The organism is Amycolatopsis sp. SB7-3, assembly GCF_041021335.1.
Classification (GTDB): domain Bacteria; phylum Actinomycetota; class Actinomycetes; order Mycobacteriales; family Pseudonocardiaceae; genus Amycolatopsis; species Amycolatopsis japonica.
The window spans coordinates 1-17,400 of sequence record NZ_JBFPJQ010000006.1 but is presented as its reverse complement, the minus strand read 5'-3'; the positions used below and the strand labels follow the sequence as shown (position 1 = coordinate 17,400).

The window sequence follows — 17,400 nt, the reverse complement described above, 5'->3', positions numbered from 1 at the left end:
TGGGGGCTTGCGTGATCGGCCCACCCAGAAGTTCTCTGTGGGTGGTCCAGATGCTGCGCAAGGTGCCCGCTCTAGGTGGCGGGCCGTTCTACAGGTTACGTGGGGCTCCCCGGTGCGATCACACCGGGGTGCCCCTAGGTGTTCACTAGCTCTTTTCCGACGCCTTGACCGGCGGACCGGCCGGCCGTGAGGCCGCCCGTCGCGGACGACGGCGGGTGGTGGAGCGCACGGCCGGGGCCGGAACGTCCACCTCGGGCTCGGTCTCCTCCTGAGCGGGAGGAGTCTCGGGCTCGGAAACCTCTTCTGTCACAACAGCCTCAGGAGTCACCGGCACCTCGGGCGCTTCGGGCTCCGGGCCCGATTCCGCGACGACGGCGATCTCTTCCTCGCGCACGGCCGGAGCCTCGTCGTCCGGAGTCGTCACCGGCTCACCGGCGAGTTCCGTCGCGGGCGCCTCGGCGACCGGCTCGGAGACCGGCTCAGCGGCCGCCTCGGCCGCCTGCTCGACGGTCGCTTCGGCCACGGGCTCCGAAGCCTGCGGGGCGTGCCCGTTCAGCGCGGCGCCCTCGACGTTCTCGGTGACCTCGTGCGCGTGCTCGCCCTTGGCCGCCTTCGTGGCGTTGGCCACGGCCTGGACCGCCGAAACCACCGACTCGCGCTGGGCGGGCGGAGGCGTTTCAACCTTGGCCGCGGCGGGCTCGTTCTGGCCCTGCCCCTGGTCCTCACCCTTGCCCCGGCCGCGGGACCGGCGGGAGCCCTGCTCCTTGCCGCCACCGCCGCCGTTGCCGTGGTTGTGACCGTTGCCGCCGCCACCGGTGCGCTGCGGCTCGGTCGAGACGACCACGCCGCGGCCCTTGCAGTGCTCGCACGGCGTCGAGAACGCCTCGAGCAGCCCGGTGCCGATCTTCTTGCGGGTCATCTGCACCAGGCCGAGCGAGGTGACCTCGGCGACCTGGTGACGCGTGCGGTCGCGGCCGAGGCATTCGGTCAGCCGCCGCAGCACGAGCTCGCGGTTGGATTCGAGCACCATGTCGATGAAGTCGATGACGATGATGCCGCCGATGTCCCGGAGCCGGAGCTGACGGACGATCTCCTCCGCCGACTCCAGGTTGTTCCTGGTCACCGTCTCCTCGAGGTTGCCACCCGATCCGGTGAACTTGCCGGTGTTGACGTCGATGACCGTCATCGCTTCGGTGCGGTCGATGACCAGGTAGCCACCCGAGGGCAGCCAGACCTTGCGGTCCAGCGCCTTGGTGATCTGCTCGTCGATGCGGTGGTCGGCGAAGGCCGAACCGGTGCCCGTGTACCGCTTGACGCGATCCGCCAGGTCCGGCGCCACGTGCTGCACGTAGTTGTAGATGGTGTCCCAGGCCTTGTCGCCCTGGATCTCCAGCTTGGCGAAGTCCTCGGTGAACAGGTCCCGGACGACCTTGACCAGCAGGTCCGGCTCTTCGTAGAGCATGACCGGGGCGCTGTTCTTCTTGCCGCCGTTGCCGGCTTCGGCCTTCTCCTTGATGACGTCCCACTGCGCCTTGAGGCGGCGGACGTCCCGGTCCAGCTCCTCCTCGCTGATGCCCTCGGAAGCGGTGCGGATGATCACACCGGCGTCCTCGGGGACGATGCGCTTGAGGATGTCCTTCAGGCGGCGGCGCTCGTTCTCCGGGAGCTTCCGGGAGATACCGGTGGCGCCACCCGCGGGCACGTAGACCAGGAAGCGGCCCGGCAGCGAGATCTGCGTGGTCAGCCGGGCGCCCTTGTGCCCGACCGGGTCCTTGGTGACCTGGACCAGCACGGAATCGCCGGTGGAGAGCGCCTGCTCGATCTTGCGGGCCTTGCCCTCGAGACCGGCGGCGTCCCAGTCGACCTCGCCGGCGTAGAGCACGGCGTTGCGGCCGCGGCCGATGTCGATGAAGGCGGCCTCCATCGACGGCAGCACGTTCTGCACGCGGCCGAGGTACACGTTGCCGACGATCGAGCCGGTGCCCGACGACGTCACGAAGTGCTCGCACAGGACGCCGTCCTCGAGCACGCCGATCTGCGTGGACTCGCCCTTCTCGGCGACGACCATGGTGCGCTCGACCGACTCGCGGCGGGCGAGGAACTCGGCCTCGGACAGGATCGGCGCACGACGACGGCCGGCCTCGCGGCCGTCCCGGCGGCGCTGGCGCTTGGCTTCGAGCCGGGTCGAGCCGCGCACGCTGCGGACCTCGTCCCGCGCGGGGCGCTCGGTCTCGGCGGCCTTGGCCTGGCGCACGTGGACGACCGTGTTGGGCGGGTCGTCGCTGGTGGCCTCGGCGGTGTCGTCATCCCCGCCCTTGCGACGACGGCGACGACGGCGACGCTTGCTACCGCTGTCCGAATCGCCCTCGTTGTCCGAATCGGGCTCCGCAGCGGCCTCTTCGGTGCTCTCGGCGCCGGCCTCTTCGGTCTCGGCGTCCTTGTCCTTCGCGCGCTGCTGACGGCCGCGCGGGGCTCGCGCCTCTTCGGACTGCTCGTCCTCGTTCTCGGACTCGGCCGAGCCCTCGTCGCCGCCCTTGCCCCGGCCACGGCCACGGCGTCCGCGACGACGGCGGCGACGGCCGTTGGCGTCGTCACCGTCCTCGTCGGTGCCCTGGCCTTCGGCCTGCTCCGCCTGCGTCTCGTCCTCGTCGGAAGCGGTTTCCTCGGTCGGCGCGAAGGCGGGCTCCGGCTTGCGGGCGGGCTTCGCCGCGACGGGCTCCGGCGGCAGGAACACCGGCGACGGCGCGGCGAACACCGGGAGGTGTGCGGCCACCTTCGACGGCCTGGTCGTCCGCTCCGGCGGCTCCGGGGTCACGGGGGCGGCCAGCGCGGGCGGAACGCGCCGCGAGGGGGCCTCCACCTGCGGAGCGGGCTCCGGCTCGGGCTCCGGCTCGGCCTTGACCTCGGGCTCGGGAGCCGCCGGGGTCTCGGCGACGGGAGTCGTTTCGGGCTCGTCTCCCCCGGTGAGGGCTTCGGCGAGCTTGAAGGCGACCTCGCGGGTGACGCTGGACTGCGCGCTGCGCACGGTCTCGCCGAGCTCACCGAGCTTGGCCATCAGTTCACGGCTGTTGGATCCCAGCAGCTTCGCCAGCGCGTGCACCCGGATCCGGGGCGGCAGTTCGCCCAGCTGGCCTGCGCTGGGTGTGGCGGTATTCCCGCCGGTGACGGCGGGTGTGTCCGCGTTCGACATATATCTCCTCCGCCCCCGGGCGCGTCGGCTGGCTCTCACCGGCTCGACGCGGCCGCGCAGGGGCCCCTTTCTGTTCGTTCCGCCGTGGTGGTCACCAGCAGCGGGAATCCTTGCCCGGACCGCGACGGCGCCGGGGTTGTCCGGGCGCCGCGTACGGCTGAAGGTCTGCTCGGCGGAGCGCTGGCCACGTTCGCGACATCGGGCCGCCCGCCACGTCGTCGAGCCGCATACAGCGGCGACGCGTGTGGAGGATGTGCAGCACACCACCGGGCCACGAGACCGCGAGCGCCACCTCTCACGTGTGCCCGTCGGCCAGCGGCCACCGCGAGTATCCCACACCCCGGCCCCACTCCGGTGTACTCGGTGCCACACACCTGGCTCCCGGGCGCGCCGCGGCCACCGGCCGAGCGAACTTCGCGGGAGAGCTTGTCGACCCGGCCGAGGGTGGCTAGCGTGCCGCTCGGGGGTACTGACGCGTAGGCAGCGGTGCCCCCGTCGTCCGATGTTCTCCGGTGGGAGGTCCGGTGTCCCTGCTGGGGCGGTCCCTGCGAGCGGCCGTGTGCGCCTTCGTGGTGCTCTGCGGTTCGGTCGCCGCTGTCGCGACGGCCGAGGCCGAGTCCTCGTGTCATCCCCAGGGACGGGCCCTGCGTTACGTCGTCGCCTTCGACAAGGGCACTCCCGAAGCCGAGGCCAGGGCGGCCGTCGCCGAGGGCTGTGGCAGCACGACCGTCTACTACCCGCAGATCGCCGTGGCCGTGGCGACCTCGGCCGACCGGGACTTCGCCGAGCTGGTCCGGCCGGCCGCCGCCTTCAGCGCGCAGGCCGAACGGCTGGCCGTGCAACGGGCCAACGGCACGTCACCGGCCAGATCCGCGCCCGCCCGCGCCGAACTCGAACCGACGGATCCGGCGAAGGTGCCCTCCGCCGACCGCACCGGCGAGCAGTGGGACATGCGCGCGATCGGCGCCGACAAGGCCCACGCGATCGAACCGGGCAGCCCGGACGTCGTCGTCGGCGTCCTCGACTCCGGCGTCGACCCCACCCACCCCGACCTGGCGAACACCCTCGACCCCGGCAAGTCCGCGGGCTGCCTGACCGGCGCGCCCGACCGGAACTGGGCCGCGACCACGTCGGTGCACGGCACCCACGTCGCGGGGATCATCGCCGCCGCCGACGACGGCAAAGGGGTCACCGGGGTGGCGCCCGGCGTGCGGATCGCCTCGGTGAAGGTGATCGACGATCGCGGGTACGCCGACCCCGAAGCCGCCGTCTGCGGGCTGATGTGGGCCGTTTCACAGGGCATGGCGGTGACGAACAGCAGCTACTTCGTCGATCCGTGGTCGCTCTCGTGCGCCCACGACGACAAACGGGGCGTCGTGAACGAGGTCATGGCCCGCGCCGTCGAGTACGCGACCTCGGCCGGCACCCTCAACGTCGCGGCGGCGACCAACGAAGCCGCCGAGCTGGTGCCGTCCCCGCGTTCGGGTGCCCGGCGCCCGGCCGAAGGCTGTCAGGCGCTGCCCGCCGGTCTGCGGGACGTCGTCGCGGTGTCGTCCGTGAGCGAAGAGCGGGTCAAGGCCGGGTACAGCTCGTACGGGCTCGGCGTGATCGACGTGACCGCTCCGGGCGGCGAGGCCGGGCGGTGCGTGCTTTCGACCGTTCCCGGCGGGTACGCACCGCTGTGCGGGACGTCGATGGCGGCGCCGCACGTCGCCGGTGTCGCGGCGTTGCTCGCTTCGAAGCATCCCGGCTACAGCGCCCGCCAGCTGCGGCGGACGCTGGACGCCCACGCCACCCCGATCGCGTGTCCCGCCGACTACGACCTGACCGGCGACGGCTCGCAGGACGCGTACTGCACCGGGTACGCGGGGTTCAACGGCTTCTACGGGCACGGCATGGTCGACGCGCTGGCCGCGGTGGCGCCCCGGCGAACGGGCTCGAACCCGGCCCGGTGACGGGTCAGCGCAGCAGGAGCTTGCCGAACCGCTTCGAGGACGCGTAGATCCCGACCGCGGCCAGCGCCACCAGGTACGCCACGTTCCCGACCATGCCCCACGACAGAACGCCCGCCGAGAGCCCGCGCATCAGCTCGATGCCGTGGTACAGCGGGAAGATCTGCACGATCCACTGGATCCCCGCCGGGTACACCGAAAGCGGGTAGAACGTCGTGGAGAACAGGAACAGCGGCATCAGCACGAGGTTGATGTAGTCGAACTGCGACACCGACCGCAGGAAGGTCACCAGCACGATGCCGATGGCCGAAAACGCCATCGCGATCAGCAGCGCCGCCGGGATCATCAGCAGGGCCCACCACGACCCGGGCAGTCCCATCACGGTCATCACGCCGAGGAACGTCGCCGAGTAGATCCCGCCGCGCAGCACCGACCAGCCGACCTCGCCGAGCGCGATGTCCAGCGGCCCGATCGGGGTGGCGAGCATGGCGTCGTACAGCTTGGCGTACTTCAGCTTGAAGAACAGGTTGTACGTCGAGTCGAGGATCGCGCCGTTCATCGCGGACGCCGCGAGCAGGCCGGGCGCGACGAACGCGACGTAACTCATCGCCTGGCCGCCGGGCCCGACGACCTCGCCGACGAGCTTGCCGAAGCCGAGCTGGAAGGCCATCAGGTAGAACAGCGGCTCGAAAACGCCGGACACGAACAGCATCCAGGCGTGCGAGTACGTCAGGAAGGTCCGCTCCAGCACCGCCGTCGACCGGCCGCTGTACAGCGCGGACGGCAGGATCCGCAGCAGCACCCCGCGACGCGGGGCTTCGGTGAGCACCGCCATTTCAGACCACCAGCCGTCGGTAGAAGTACTTGTGCGCCAGCGCCCAGCCCACCCCGGCCAGGACGACCAGGAAGGCGAGGTGGCCCAGCGTGGCGAGCGGGCCGACGGTGCCGAGGCTGACCGCCCTGGCGGCCTCGTTGCCGTGCCACAGCGGGGAGATCCACGCGATCCACATCAGCGGGGCCGGCAGTTCGGAGATGGGGAAGAACGTGCCGGAGAACAACGTCATCGGGATCAGGATGAACCGGAACACCAGGCCGAACCGGGTGCCCTCGTCGTAGGTGGTCGCGGCCAGCGCCATCACCGGGGTGCCGCACGCGATACCGGTGAGCGTGCCGATCAGGATGACGGCGAGCACGCCGAAACCCGTCCACGAACCGAAGAGCGCCGCGATGACGGCGTAGATCGTGCCCGCCAGGGTCAGCCGCAGGCTCACCCACATGATCTGACTGCCGAGCACCTGCCCCGGCGTGATCGGGGTGGCGGTGACGGCGATGTAGTCCTGCTGCCATTTGAACCCCGACAGCACCGGGTAGCTCGACTCCCCCACCGCCAGCTGCGCGGCGCCCGCCACGAGCAGCGCCGGGGCGACGTACTCCAGGTACGAGAAGCCGCCCGTCGCCGCACCGGCCTGGACCTGCGAGCCGAAACCGAGCCCCATCGCGGCCAGGAACAGCACCGGCTGCAGGCCCGTCGAGTACAAAGTGGACACCCAGTACCGGCGGTACCACATCCAATGGCCCTCGACCCGCAGCCAGGCTCCCGCCCAGCGCGAGACCACGCGGCCCGTCGACGCCTTCGTCTGCGCTGCGGTCATCAGTCCACCAGCGTCCGGCCGGTGAGGCGGAGGAAGACGTCCTCCAGCGAACTGCGGCGGACCAGGCTCGACAGCGGACGCAGCCCGCGCGCGTGCGCCTGTTCGAGGGTGGCCTCACCGGTCATCGTGTAGAGCAGGACGCGGTCCGGCAGCACCTCGACGCGTTCGGCGAGGCCCTCGATCCGCTTCGCGGCCGCCTCCTGTTCGCCGTTCGGGAAGCGCAGCTCCACGACCTCGCGGGTGGAATACCGGCTGATCAGATCCGCGGGCGAGCCCTCGGCGGCGATCCGGCCGTTGTCCATCACGACCAGCCTGTCGCAGAGCTGTTCCGCTTCGTCCATGTAATGCGTGGTGATGATCAACGTGGTCCCGCCCGCCTTGAGCCGGAACAGCCTGTCCCACAACAGGTGCCGGGCCTGCGGGTCGAGGCCCGTGGTCGGCTCGTCGAGCAGGAGCAGCTCCGGGTCGTTGACCAGGGACCGCGCGATGGTCAGCCGCCGCTTCATCCCGCCGGAGAGCGAATCGACCTCCGCGTTCGCCCGGTCGGTGAGCTGGGCGAACTCCATCAGCTCCTCGGCCTTGCTCCGTACGTGCGCGCGGGAAAGGCCGAAGTAGCGGCCGTAGATCTGCAGGTTCTGCCGGACGGTGAGCTCGGTGTCGAGGTTGTCCTGCTGCGGCACCACGCCGAGCCGGGCACGGATCTTCGGCCCCTCGACGTCCGGATCCATCCCGAGGACCCGCAGGTCGCCGTCGGTGCGCGGGGAGACGCTCGCGATCATGCGCATGGTGGAGGACTTGCCCGCGCCGTTGGGCCCGAGGAAGCCGAAGGCCTCCCCCGGGCGGACCTCGACGTCGATCCCGCGTACGGCCTCGAAATCGCCGAAACGCTTGACCAACGCCTTCGCCTGCACCATCGCCGGTTCGTGCTCCGAGTCACCCACGGTAGGCACCCTAGGACCTGCCACCGACAAAATTCGACCGGTTTATCCGGGCCCTTGTCGGCCGTTGCCCGCTCGTCGATACTCACCGACCATGAGTCTCAAGCCCAAAATCGCCCTGTTGTCCGTTTTTGTCAGTGCCGGGCTCCTGGTGGCGCCCGCCGCGCAGGCGGCCGAGACCCGTGCGGCCACTGTGGACCCGCGGCCGTCCACCGCGAAGCTGGCCTTCGAACTGCACAAGCTGGCGGCGCTCAGCCACGGCAAGATCCGCGTCGACAAGATCGGCCGCAGCAACGAGGGCCGTCCCGTGTGGGCGGCCAGGGTCGGCCACGGCAAGACCCGGATCCAGTACGTCACCCAGCAGCACGGCGACGAGCCGCTCGGCACGCCCGCCGCGCTCGAGTTCCTGCGCGAGGTCGGCGTCGGGAACAGCGCGTGGGCGCGGAAACTGCTCGCGAAGGTGACCGTCGACATCGTCGTGCGCGCCAACCCCGACGGGCACGAGCGCGACTGGCGCTACAACTACGACCCGGACGCCACTCCCGAATACGGCGAGAAGGGCAAGGGGTACGACATCAACCGCTACCACGACCCGGCCGTCGCGCCGAAGGACAACCCGGCCACCGAAGCGGGCCTGATCCAGCGGAGGAACGCGGAGTTCAAGCCGGACATCATGGTCGACTACCACATGCAAGGCCGCTACCGTGACGCGAACGGCAGGGAAATCACGGCTTCCACGCTGTGGCCGACGAATCCGGGCGTGAAACCGTCCGATGTGGACTTCGCGAAGCAGATCGCGGTGGTGGTGCAGCGGTCGATCGACGGTAACGGCGGCTACGTCTCGCAGTATCCCGGCGGCGACTACCAGGGCATCGCGCGCAACGGCTACGGGCTGCTCGGCAACGGCAGCGTGCTGATCGAGCTGAGCCTCATCCCGGAGCGGGAACAGCAGCAGATCCAGGACGCGCGGGCCTCGATGCTCGCGATCGCGCGGGCCGCGGCCGACGGTTCGGTGCGGAGCGTGGACCCGGCCGCCGCCGACGCGATCCCGCCGAGGGGGCCGGCGCTGCCGGGGACGGTCGAAGAGGCGCACGAAGCCGCCTGACGCGTGCTAGGAACGGTCCTTTCCTTGCGAAATTTGCAAGGAAAGGACCGTTCCTAGCATCAGCGGACGGTGACCGAGAGGCTCTTCGTGACCCCGTTGACGGTCACTGAGAGGTTCGCCGTCCCCGGCCGCAGCGCGGTCAGCACCCCGCTCGCCGGATCGAACGACACGACGTCCCACGGCATCGCGGGCAGGAATCCGCCGGCCACATGCGTGCCCCAGCCGCCCTTCCAGTTCGCGCTCACCGGGTACGAGACCGGAACCTGACGCGCTCCCTGCGTCACCACGGCCCGGACGTCCGCCTTCTCCCCGCGCGCCAGCGACGAGGGCCCGGACAGCGTCAGCGCGTCGACGTTCGGCCGCGTCTCGAACCGCACGGGCTGCGCTTTGTCGCCCGGCTCGAAGCGGACCATCGTCCAGCCGACGAACCCGCCGTCACCCGGCGCCGCCGCGGGCGACTTCCCGGAGTTGCCGTTCACCAGGTACGGCACGCCGTCGACCCTCGACAGGTTGAAAACGCCCGCGTGCGAGGCGATCGCGGCCGTCTGCTTGCCCGACTCGCGTTCGAACGCGGTCAGCCAGCCGGTCAGCATGGCGGCTTCCTTGCGGTCGGCCAGCTGCGAATTCCCGCTCGCGCTGGGGTCCTTCACCGGATGGTGCATCGCGACGACCACGCCGCGGATCCGCCGGTCCGCCTTCGCCCCGTCCAGTGCCTCGCGCAGCATCCGGATCTGATCGAATCCGCCCGCGCGCAGCGACCCGCGCGAGGAATCCATCAGCACCAGCCGGATCCCGGCGACGTCGGCGACGCGATGGGTCTCCCCGAACGCCGCCTGGAACTCCGCGAGCCCGTGCCCGCCGTCGGCCTCGTGGTTGCCCGGAACGTAGTACCAGGGCGCCTTGCCGACCAGTTCCTCATCGATGATCGAGCGGGCCAGCACGAAATCGGCGGCCGTGCCCCGGTCGACGAAGTCGCCGTTGATCAGCACGAGATCCGGTTTCGCCGCCACCGCCTCGCGCAGGGCGCGCCGCGCCTGGGCGACCAGCGGACCGTCCGGCTGGTCGGCGGTGAACTGCGCGTCGCTGACCACGGCGATCCGCAGGCCTCCGGTCGCGACGCCGTCGGTGATCAGCGCCGGGTCACGCGGTGCCGGGTCGGCGGGGACGGCCGCCGCGGGCGCGACCTCGAAGGTAAGGTCGTCGAAGACCAGCCGTCCTTCGTACTGCTGGTCCGGGACGTTCTCGACGGCGTAGAACTTCGTCAGCCGCTGCCCGCCGGGGAGCCCGGCCGGGATCGCCGCGCGGACGTAGCGCCAGCCCGTCCAGTCGACGCTCAGCGACAGGTCCACGACGGACGGGACGTTGGCGGCGTCACGGAGTTCCGCGCGCAGCCAAGCACCCTTCGCATCGCCGTTGACCCACAGGCCGACACGCTGGGTGCCGGGCGGCACCGCGAGCGGCGACGCCGAATTGACGTAGGCCGCGCGCGTGGCGTTGGTCCCGTTCAGCCGGTAGTCCAGCGCGAGACCGCGTCCACCGTCACGGCCGGGCGCCTCGGAAAGCGCGGCGCCGACGACGGACGGGAAGACGCTGGCGGTCCAGCCCGCGGGGCCGTCCAACGGTGCGGCGACCCGGGATTCCGTGCCGACCGAAGCCGCCAGATGCGTCACCTTCCCGCCGGCGGTGGCGGTGATCGCCGAAGCGCCGGACGCCTTCAGCGCCGTCACCGAGAACCCGTCACCGGACGGTTCGATCTTCACCACGGCGGGGTCGTAGTCGAGTTTGACGTCGTCGGGCTCGATCCACGTGCCATAACCGTCGGCGTCGTAGCCGAAGACCTTGAACGTGCTCTTCGCGCCTTCGCCGGACAGCGCGACCTGCTCGGTGCTCGTGCCCAGCCGGACGGGTGAGCCGAGAACGTTCAGCGTGGTCTTGCCCAGGACGCCGCCGCGTTTCGCGTAGACATCGACGTTCGCGGGAGCGTCGGGCCGGAGCCGGTCGGCGTGCGCGGTGAACACACCACCGGTCACGGTGCCGCGGAAGGGATTGGTGCTGAGCCATTGGACCTTGCCATCGACGGCGGCGCCGGTCTCGTCGTGGCCCCCCGCGACGAGCTTTCGCGTCAGCCCGGAAAGCACACGTGACGCGTCCGTGGTGTCCTGCGCGGGAGCGGGCGCGAATCCGGTCAGCCGCCCGCTTCCCGGCACGGTGGCGACGCCGATCCCGTTGGGCACCAGGCGTTCCCCGCCGTCCGACGGCGCATTGCGCACCAGCGGCGACTTCTCGCCCTCCTCACGGGCGAGCATCGTCGAGGAGCCGCCGCCGTCGAGGTTGAGGGCGTCGTCCGCGCCGAGCGATTTCATGTGCCGGGCGAGTTCGAGTTCGGTCATGCCGCGGCTGTCCGCCTGGCGGCCGTCGACCGTGGCCAGCCACATCTTCGTGCCGTCTGCGGAGAACCCGACCGCGGTCCGGGGGTGCATGGCGACGTTGTCGACCGGCTGGACCGCGCCGTCACGCAGCAGGACCTTGTTCCCGCCGACCGAGACGGACAGCTTGCCCGCGTCACTCTTCGGCGCGTACGCGACGCCCACCTTGTCGCCGGTCTTCAAGCCGGACAACGCGTCGACGCCGCCGTCACGGGCGAGCAGGATCGTCGCCCCCGCGGCGATCGGACCGTCGGCGGGCTGCGGCCGCACCTGGGTGACCACGCCGCCGGACACCTCGATCTCGACGACACTCCGGGCGCCCGCGACCGAGGTCCGCCGCGAGGACGCGCCCCACAACGGCGTGTAGACGCCGATCGCGTCGCCGCTCAGCACCGGGCTGTTGAAGTTCGAGGCGGGCACGACCTTGCCGTCGGGCAGGGTCACCGACGCTTCGAGGAACACCTCCGCGAGCCGCGCCTTGCCTTCTTCGGTGATCGACGCGGTCAGGTTGTGGCCGCGCGCGGGCGCCGTCTGGAGTTTCCCGGCGTCGACGCCGACGCCGATCGGCGCCCCGCTGGCGTTGATGTCGAAGAAGTCCCCGTTGACCCCGGCGACCGCACCGGCCCTGGCGACCTGCTGCGAAAGCGGCGTCCGCGCGGAAACCGTGCCGGGGCTGAGGTACGTCGGCTTGAGGGTCTTACTGGTGAGATCGACGGCGAGGGTGTCGCCGCGGATCCAGCCCGCCGGGTCGTACCGGTCGAACTCGGTGAGACTCAGGCCCGGCGCCACGCGCGAAGTCGCGCTGGTGGTGACGAGACCGTCGTCGGGCGCGGCCACGGCGTACGCGGACGGGCCCTCCTTCGCCGAAGAGGCCGCTGGGGCGGCTTCGACGGGCACCGGACCGAGTGGAGCGGCCAAGGGATCGGCGTGCGCCGGTGTGGCGACGAACGATCCGGGCAGCAGGGCAGCGAGCAACAACAGGCGTGAATTTCTCACGGATTACCCCACGATCGAGTGACAGGCAGCATCGCTCAGCACAGCGGACGCGGACCGCCAGGAGAAGACCCCGAGGTGAACGTGAACCGAACGGCGTAGGGCGCGAAGGTCAGGGCGTGAAAGGCCCGGCGAGGAAGGTCTTCGCCGCCGCGGCGTCACCGGTGATTTCGATATCCGCCCCGTCGATCTCGATCCGTTGCCACAGCAGCAGGTCCAGCGCTTCCGCGGTGCTTTCGACGACGGCGCCGGCCGCTTCGGCGGGATCCGCCCGCCGCGAGCCGGGGACGTCGGTTTCACCCGGCGGTGTGATCAACCAGGCGTGTCCGGTGTCGGATGTCTTCAGCAGCAACGGAACGGTGACCACGGGCGGGGTGTGCCAGCGCTTCACCTTCGGCAGCATGCCGAGGAGGACCTCGTCCGCGCCGTCGGCGGCGATGGCCGGGTCGAGGGTGTATTCGGTCCCTGCCGCGCGGTGGGCGTCGAGCAGGTGCACCGCGGTCTCGTGGACCTGGCGGCGGAACCAGAAGGCCTTGGTCTTGGCGGCGGCGGTGAAGTTCCAGGCGCCGTCTTCGGGAGATGCCTCGCGCAGTGCCTCGATGAGCTCTTCGGCGCTTTCGCGGTACCAGGCGGCGAGGTCCGTGCCGGGTTCGTCCTCGAAGCTCTGCGGGGCGAGTTCGCCGGTGCGCACGATCCCGGCCGCCCAGCGGTGGACGTTGCCGAGGTGGACGACCAGGTCACGCAGGCGCCAGTCGCCGCAGCACGGCACGGGCGCGGCGTGGTCCCCGGTGCGCGCCACTTGCGCGAAACCGGTGGTGAGTTCCCGCAGTCGTGCCAGGTACTCGTCCGGTGTCATCGACAACCCCCAGGTCCGTGGGTGACGCGGTCTTCCCGCGCCACCCACGAGTGTGTCAGACCTCGGGGAACCAGAGCTTGAGCTCGCGCTCGGCCGACTCCGGGGAGTCCGAACCGTGCACCAGGTTGTACTGGGTCTCCAGCGCGAAGTCGCCGCGCAGGGTGCCGGGGGTGGCCTTCTCGACCGGGTCGGTGCCGCCGGCGAGCTGACGGAAGGCGGCGATGGCGCGCGGGCCCTCGACGGCGATCGCGACCAGCGGGCCCGAGGTGATGAACTCGAGGAGGTCGCCGAAGAACGGGCGCTCCTTGTGCTCGGCGTAGTGCTCCTCGGCGACCGAGCGCTCGACGGTGCGCAGTTCGAGGGCGGCGAGCTTCAGGCCCTTGCGCTCGATGCGAGCGATGACCTCGCCGACGAGGCCGCGCGCGACGCCATCGGGCTTGACGAGGACCAGCGTGCGTTCAGTCACGGCGGTATTTCTCCTTGGGTGGGATTCGTGCTATTCGCCCGGAGCCTACTGGGTGCTTCTCCGCTCACTTCACGTCGGACCAGGGAATGGCCTCGATGCGCTCGAGGTGCTCCTCGCCCCACTCCCCGAGCGCGGCCATCGCGGTGTTGAGGGAATCCCCGAACTCCGTCAGCGAATACTCCACCTTGGGCGGAACCTGGTGGTACACCTCGCGATGCAGCAGTCCGGTGGTCTCCATCTCGCGCAACTGCAGGATCAGCACCCGTTCACTGATGCCGGGCACCGCGCGCCGCAGCTCCCCGAAGCGCAGCGGGCCGTCCTGGAGCGCGAACAGGATGAGCCCTTTCCATTTGCCGCCCATGACGGCGATCGCGGCGTCGAGGCCGCAGGTGAACGTGCGGTTCTTGGTCATCGTGTCACTTACCTTTTTGTCGGTACCCGGCAAAATAGTAGGTACTTGATCGAATGTACGCGACCACCCAGCATGGAGTCATCTCGAAGATTTCCTTTGACTGGAGCGAAAAATGCCGAAGACACCGGTGACCGTCGTGGGCCTCGGCTCGATGGGCTCGGCCCTCGCGGGCGCCTTCCTCGCGGCCGGGCATCCGACCACCGTGTGGAACAGGACGGCCTCGAAGGCCGATCTTCTCGTCGCGCGGGGAGCGATCCTGGCCGCGACGGCCGACGACGCGGTGCGGGCGAGCCCGTTGACCATCGCCTGCCTGACGACTTACGAAGACACTCGCGCGGCTTTGGAAGCGGCCTCGTTGACCGGACGTGCTTTGGTCACCCTGAACAGCGGCTCGCCGGTGGAAGCGCGCCGGATGGCCGAATGGGCGACGGGTCGCGGCGCGCGCTACCTCGACGGCGCGATCAAGAACGTGCCGTCCGCTGTGGGAGCGCCGGACACCCTGTTGTATTACGGCGGCGACAAGACCGTCTTCGACGAGCACCGGGAAACGTTGCGGGTGCTGGGCGGCGACACCGTCCACCTCGGCGAGGAGACCGATCTGGCGGCACTGTACGAAACGGCCGTCGGCGGCACCCTGTTGCCCGCGCTGGTCGGGTTCTTCCAGGGTGCCGCCGCGTTGCGGTCGCGTGGCCTCGAAGCGGAGACGCTCCTGCCGTACGCCACCAAGTGGTTCGAGATGATCATCTCGGTGCTTCCGATGTACGCCAAGGAAATCGACAGCGGCGACTACTCGGATCCGGCGGCCTCGGTGAACATCTTCCACGCCGGCGCCGCCGCCGACCTCGGACTGGCCGAGGAAGGCGTCGACGTCGGCTGGCAGCGGCCGATGCACGACCTCGTGCGGCGGGCCGCCGAGGCCGGGCACGGCGATCTCAGCATCGCGGTGCTGACGGAAGTGCTCAGCGTTGGGGCTGCAGGGTCTTCGACCACAGAGAAGCGCCCGTAGCGTCCCTCAGGTCGACCGTGAGCGCGCCGCTCCGTCCGTCGATGTTCACCTCGCCGAAGTGCTGGAAACCGTCGGCGGGCGAGGTGTTCGCGGCGGGCGGGGCGTGCACGAACACCGCTTCCGGCCCGAAGGTCGGGTCGAGTTTGTTCGGGCCGAACGCGCCGGCGTTGAGCGGGCCGGAGACGAACTCCCAGAACGGGTCGAACTCGGTGAAGGAAGCGCGATCCGGCGAGTAGTGGTGCGCCGCGGTGTAGTGCACGTCGGCGGTCAGCCAGACGACGTTGCGCACCCGGCGCCGCGAGATCTCCCGCAGCACCCAGGCGAGCTCGGTCTCGCGACCGCCGGGAGCGCCGGGAAGGCCGTTGGCGACGCCCTCGATGGCCTTGCCGTCCGGGACGGTGAGGCCGATCGGGAGGTCGGCCTGGATGATCTTCCAGGTCGCGGTGCTGCGGTCGAGCGCGTCGACGAGCCAGCGGGCCTGACGGTCGCCGAGGATGCGGCCCGGCTTGGTCTGGTCCGCGGTGTTGGCGTCCTTGTAGGTCCGCATGTCCAGCACGAAGACCTCGGCGCGCGAGCCGTGCCGGAAGTTGCGGTACACACGGCCGTCGACGGCCTGGCGGCGGTCGATCGGGTGCCATTCGTGGAACGCCTGGAACGCCCGCGCGGCGAGCACGTCGACGCGCTTCTCGGTGTATTCGGGGCGGTCGTTGAGGATTTCCCCCGGGTACCAGTTGTTCACGACTTCGTGGTCGTCCCACTGGACATAGGCGGGCACGCTCGCCGTGAAGCGCTTGAGGTTCTCGTCGAGCATGTTGTAGGCGAACTGGCCGCGGTACTCGTCGAGCGTCTCGGCGACCTTCGATTTCTCCGGGGTGACGATGTTGCGCCACACCCGCCCGCCGGGCAGCGCTACGGTCTCGGTGAGCGGCGCGTCGGCGTAGACCGTGTCTCCACAATGGAGGAACAGGTCCGGGCGGCGCTCGGCCATCGCGCGGTAGATCGTCATACCGCCGAGTTCGGGGTTGATGCCCCAGTTCTGCCCGGCGACGTCACCGGACCACAGCAGCCGGACGTCGGAGCGGCCGACGGGGGCGGTGGTGAAGCGACCGGTGAGGGCCTCGCTGCGAGTGCGGCCGTCGAGGTCTTCCGCGGTCACGCGGTAGTGGATTTCGGTCCCCGGCATGAGCCCCGCGACACGGACCTTGCCCGTACCGCCGGTCTCCGGGTTCATGACCGGACCACGCACGCGGCGCGCGTGCCGGAACGACGGATCCCGGGAGACCTCCACGATCAGCCGCGACGGCCGGTCGGCGCGCGACCAGACGATGCCGGAGCCGGTGGTGACGTCGCCGGACTGGACACCGTGCGTGAGCACCGGGCGGTCACGGCGGAGCAGCGGAACCGGGTTCGCCGTCGCGGTTCCCGGGACGAGCAGGCCGCCCGCGACCGCTCCGGCGCCGGTGAGACCGGCTTTGAGCAGCGTGCGGCGGTTGTGGTGGGTTGCGGTCATGGCGCGGTTCTATCCCGCGGCCACGGCCGGTGGGCCAACGGCGGTTTGCGCGGTGATGAACGAACGGACGGTAGCCATTCCGGCGTTCTCCGCGACTCTATTCGACTTGACGTGCTTCGTGCGTTATAGCCAGCGAAGCGCGCTTCGGTTCCCAGGGAATGTGAACCAATTTCCACACGATTTCTAACTTTCGATTCGAATACTTGTTCGATTCCTTGGTATTCTCGTGGGGTGTCCGGACAACGTATCCTCGAACCGCCGCGGGAGTTGTGGCGTGCCGGTGCGCGGGAGCTGGCGCATGGTGTGGTGGAGCGGTTGTCGGTGGCGCGGCAGGCGTTGGCGGAGGTCGGGCAGTTTCTGGTCGAGATCGAATCCCGCGGCCCGATGGAGTTGTTCGGGCACGGCTCGACCGCCGGCTGGTTTTCCGAGACCGCGCGGATCAGCCCGAAAGAAGCCGGTGACACGGTGGCCCGCGCGCTGGCTGTGAACGAGAGCCGGAACCTGGACGGCACTCCCGCCCCGGCGTTCGCGCCGATCGCCGGGGCCGCCGCGGCGGAAGGCGACCTGGGGCATCAGCAGCTGGATCCGATCCTCGCGGTGCTGAAGAAAATCCCGGACGAGGTCTCAGCCGATGACCGGACCGGCGCGGAGCAGATCCTGGTCACCCTGGCCCGCCACGCCGGACCGCAAGAGATCGCCAACGTCGGCGCCGACCTCTTGGCCCATCTCGACCCCGACGGCAACGAACCCAAAGACGAAGACCTCAAACCACCCTCACGCGAAGTGTATTTACGGAAGCGTGACGACGGGTGGTGGCGGCTCAACGGCTTACTGGATCCGGAATTCGGGGCCCGCGCGAACGCCCTGTTCGAAACCTGGGGGCAGCGAAGACCC

At 70.2% G+C, this 17,400-nt stretch carries 13 protein-coding genes; 4 read left to right on the top strand and 9 right to left on the bottom strand.

Features of this window, described 5'->3' with window-relative positions; genetic code table 11:
- Window positions 1-145 precede the first annotated feature (145 nt).
- Window positions 146-3,190: a translation initiation factor IF-2 N-terminal domain-containing protein gene (locus tag AB8M46_RS32745; RefSeq protein WP_394362733.1), complete on the bottom strand. Its 3,045-nt coding sequence runs from the start codon at window positions 3,188-3,190 to the stop codon at window positions 146-148.
- A gap of 524 nt (window positions 3,191-3,714) precedes the next feature.
- On the opposite strand from AB8M46_RS32745, the gene AB8M46_RS32740 reads away from it, so the two are divergent.
- Entirely contained in the window at window positions 3,715-5,145 is a 1,431-nt protein-coding gene (locus AB8M46_RS32740; protein ID WP_394362732.1) for a S8 family peptidase, read from the top strand.
- A 4-nt stretch (window positions 5,146-5,149) separates the two neighbouring features.
- Here the strand turns inward: AB8M46_RS32740 and AB8M46_RS32735 are convergent, their stop codons facing one another.
- Genes AB8M46_RS32735 through AB8M46_RS32725 form a run of 3 tightly spaced genes read right to left on the bottom strand, consistent with a single transcriptional unit; the run spans window position 5,150 to window position 7,708 of the window.
- Complete coding sequence (locus tag AB8M46_RS32735) at window positions 5,150-5,977, bottom strand: ABC transporter permease (protein ID WP_037342719.1); 828 nt, start codon at window positions 5,975-5,977, stop codon at window positions 5,150-5,152.
- 1 nt (window position 5,978) lies between these two features.
- Window positions 5,979-6,794: an ABC transporter permease gene (locus AB8M46_RS32730; RefSeq protein ID WP_394362731.1), complete on the bottom strand. Its 816-nt coding sequence runs from the start codon at window positions 6,792-6,794 to the stop codon at window positions 5,979-5,981.
- Window positions 6,794-7,708 (bottom strand): ABC transporter ATP-binding protein, encoded by a 915-nt coding sequence (locus tag AB8M46_RS32725; RefSeq protein ID WP_051972852.1) that lies wholly within the window; start codon window positions 7,706-7,708, stop codon window positions 6,794-6,796. The genes AB8M46_RS32730 and AB8M46_RS32725 overlap by 1 nt, the downstream gene beginning before the upstream one ends.
- A 118-nt stretch (window positions 7,709-7,826) precedes the next feature.
- Between AB8M46_RS32725 and AB8M46_RS32720 the strand changes: the two genes are divergently transcribed.
- On the top strand, window positions 7,827-8,837 hold the full coding sequence (locus AB8M46_RS32720; RefSeq protein ID WP_394362730.1) for a M14 family zinc carboxypeptidase: 1,011 nt from the start codon (window positions 7,827-7,829) through the stop codon (window positions 8,835-8,837).
- Between the two features lie 59 nt (window positions 8,838-8,896).
- Here AB8M46_RS32720 and AB8M46_RS32715 read toward each other — a convergent pair whose 3' ends face one another.
- The 4 genes from AB8M46_RS32715 to AB8M46_RS32700 all read right to left on the bottom strand — a co-directional run bounded on the left by AB8M46_RS32715 (window position 8,897) and on the right by AB8M46_RS32700 (window position 13,990).
- Entirely contained in the window at window positions 8,897-12,241 is a 3,345-nt protein-coding gene (locus AB8M46_RS32715) for a phosphodiester glycosidase family protein (RefSeq protein WP_394362945.1), read from the bottom strand.
- Window positions 12,242-12,368: 127 nt separating this feature from the next.
- The gene (locus tag AB8M46_RS32710) at window positions 12,369-13,112 is read right to left on the bottom strand and encodes a maleylpyruvate isomerase family mycothiol-dependent enzyme (RefSeq protein WP_394362729.1); all 744 of its coding nucleotides are present in this window, start codon (window positions 13,110-13,112) and stop codon (window positions 12,369-12,371) included.
- A 55-nt stretch (window positions 13,113-13,167) separates the two neighbouring features.
- Window positions 13,168-13,578 carry a nucleoside-diphosphate kinase gene (gene ndk / locus AB8M46_RS32705; protein ID WP_005158515.1) on the bottom strand — a complete coding sequence of 137 codons (411 nt, stop codon included), beginning with the start codon at window positions 13,576-13,578 and terminating at the stop codon, window positions 13,168-13,170.
- A gap of 64 nt (window positions 13,579-13,642) precedes the next feature.
- On the bottom strand, window positions 13,643-13,990 hold the full coding sequence (locus AB8M46_RS32700; protein ID WP_037342702.1) for a helix-turn-helix domain-containing protein: 348 nt from the start codon (window positions 13,988-13,990) through the stop codon (window positions 13,643-13,645).
- A 112-nt stretch (window positions 13,991-14,102) separates the two neighbouring features.
- Here AB8M46_RS32700 and AB8M46_RS32695 point away from each other — a divergent pair, with 112 nt between their 5' ends.
- Window positions 14,103-14,996: an NAD(P)-dependent oxidoreductase gene (locus AB8M46_RS32695; RefSeq protein ID WP_394362728.1), complete on the top strand. Its 894-nt coding sequence runs from the start codon at window positions 14,103-14,105 to the stop codon at window positions 14,994-14,996.
- Here AB8M46_RS32695 and AB8M46_RS32690 read toward each other — a convergent pair.
- Window positions 14,950-16,506, bottom strand: coding sequence for an alkaline phosphatase D family protein (locus AB8M46_RS32690; RefSeq protein ID WP_394362727.1), 1,557 nt, complete (start codon window positions 16,504-16,506; stop codon window positions 14,950-14,952). The two genes, AB8M46_RS32695 and AB8M46_RS32690, sit on opposite strands and share 47 nt — an antisense overlap.
- A gap of 231 nt (window positions 16,507-16,737) precedes the next feature.
- Here AB8M46_RS32690 and AB8M46_RS32685 point away from each other — a divergent pair.
- Window positions 16,738-17,400, top strand: a 663-nt coding sequence (locus AB8M46_RS32685; RefSeq protein WP_394362726.1) for a DUF222 domain-containing protein, incomplete at its 3' end; no start/stop codon positions are given.

Bases quoted from the DNA above. Each gene is read 5' to 3' on its own strand.
- AB8M46_RS32745 (WP_394362733.1), bottom strand. From the start codon at position 3,190: ATGTCGAACGCGGACACACCCGCCGTCACCGGCGGGAATACCGCCACA.
- AB8M46_RS32735 (WP_037342719.1), bottom strand. From the start codon at position 5,977: ATGGCGGTGCTCACCGAAGCCCCGCGTCGCGGGGTGCTGCTGCGGATC.
- AB8M46_RS32730 (WP_394362731.1), bottom strand. From the start codon at position 6,794: ATGACCGCAGCGCAGACGAAGGCGTCGACGGGCCGCGTGGTCTCGCGC.
- AB8M46_RS32725 (WP_051972852.1), bottom strand. From the start codon at position 7,708: ATGGTGCAGGCGAAGGCGTTGGTCAAGCGTTTCGGCGATTTCGAGGCC.
- AB8M46_RS32720 (WP_394362730.1), top strand. From the start codon at position 7,827: ATGAGTCTCAAGCCCAAAATCGCCCTGTTGTCCGTTTTTGTCAGTGCC.
- AB8M46_RS32710 (WP_394362729.1), bottom strand. From the start codon at position 13,112: ATGACACCGGACGAGTACCTGGCACGACTGCGGGAACTCACCACCGGT.
- AB8M46_RS32700 (WP_037342702.1), bottom strand. From the start codon at position 13,990: ATGACCAAGAACCGCACGTTCACCTGCGGCCTCGACGCCGCGATCGCC.
- AB8M46_RS32695 (WP_394362728.1), top strand. From the start codon at position 14,103: ATGCCGAAGACACCGGTGACCGTCGTGGGCCTCGGCTCGATGGGCTCG.
- AB8M46_RS32690 (WP_394362727.1), bottom strand. From the start codon at position 16,506: ATGACCGCAACCCACCACAACCGCCGCACGCTGCTCAAAGCCGGTCTC.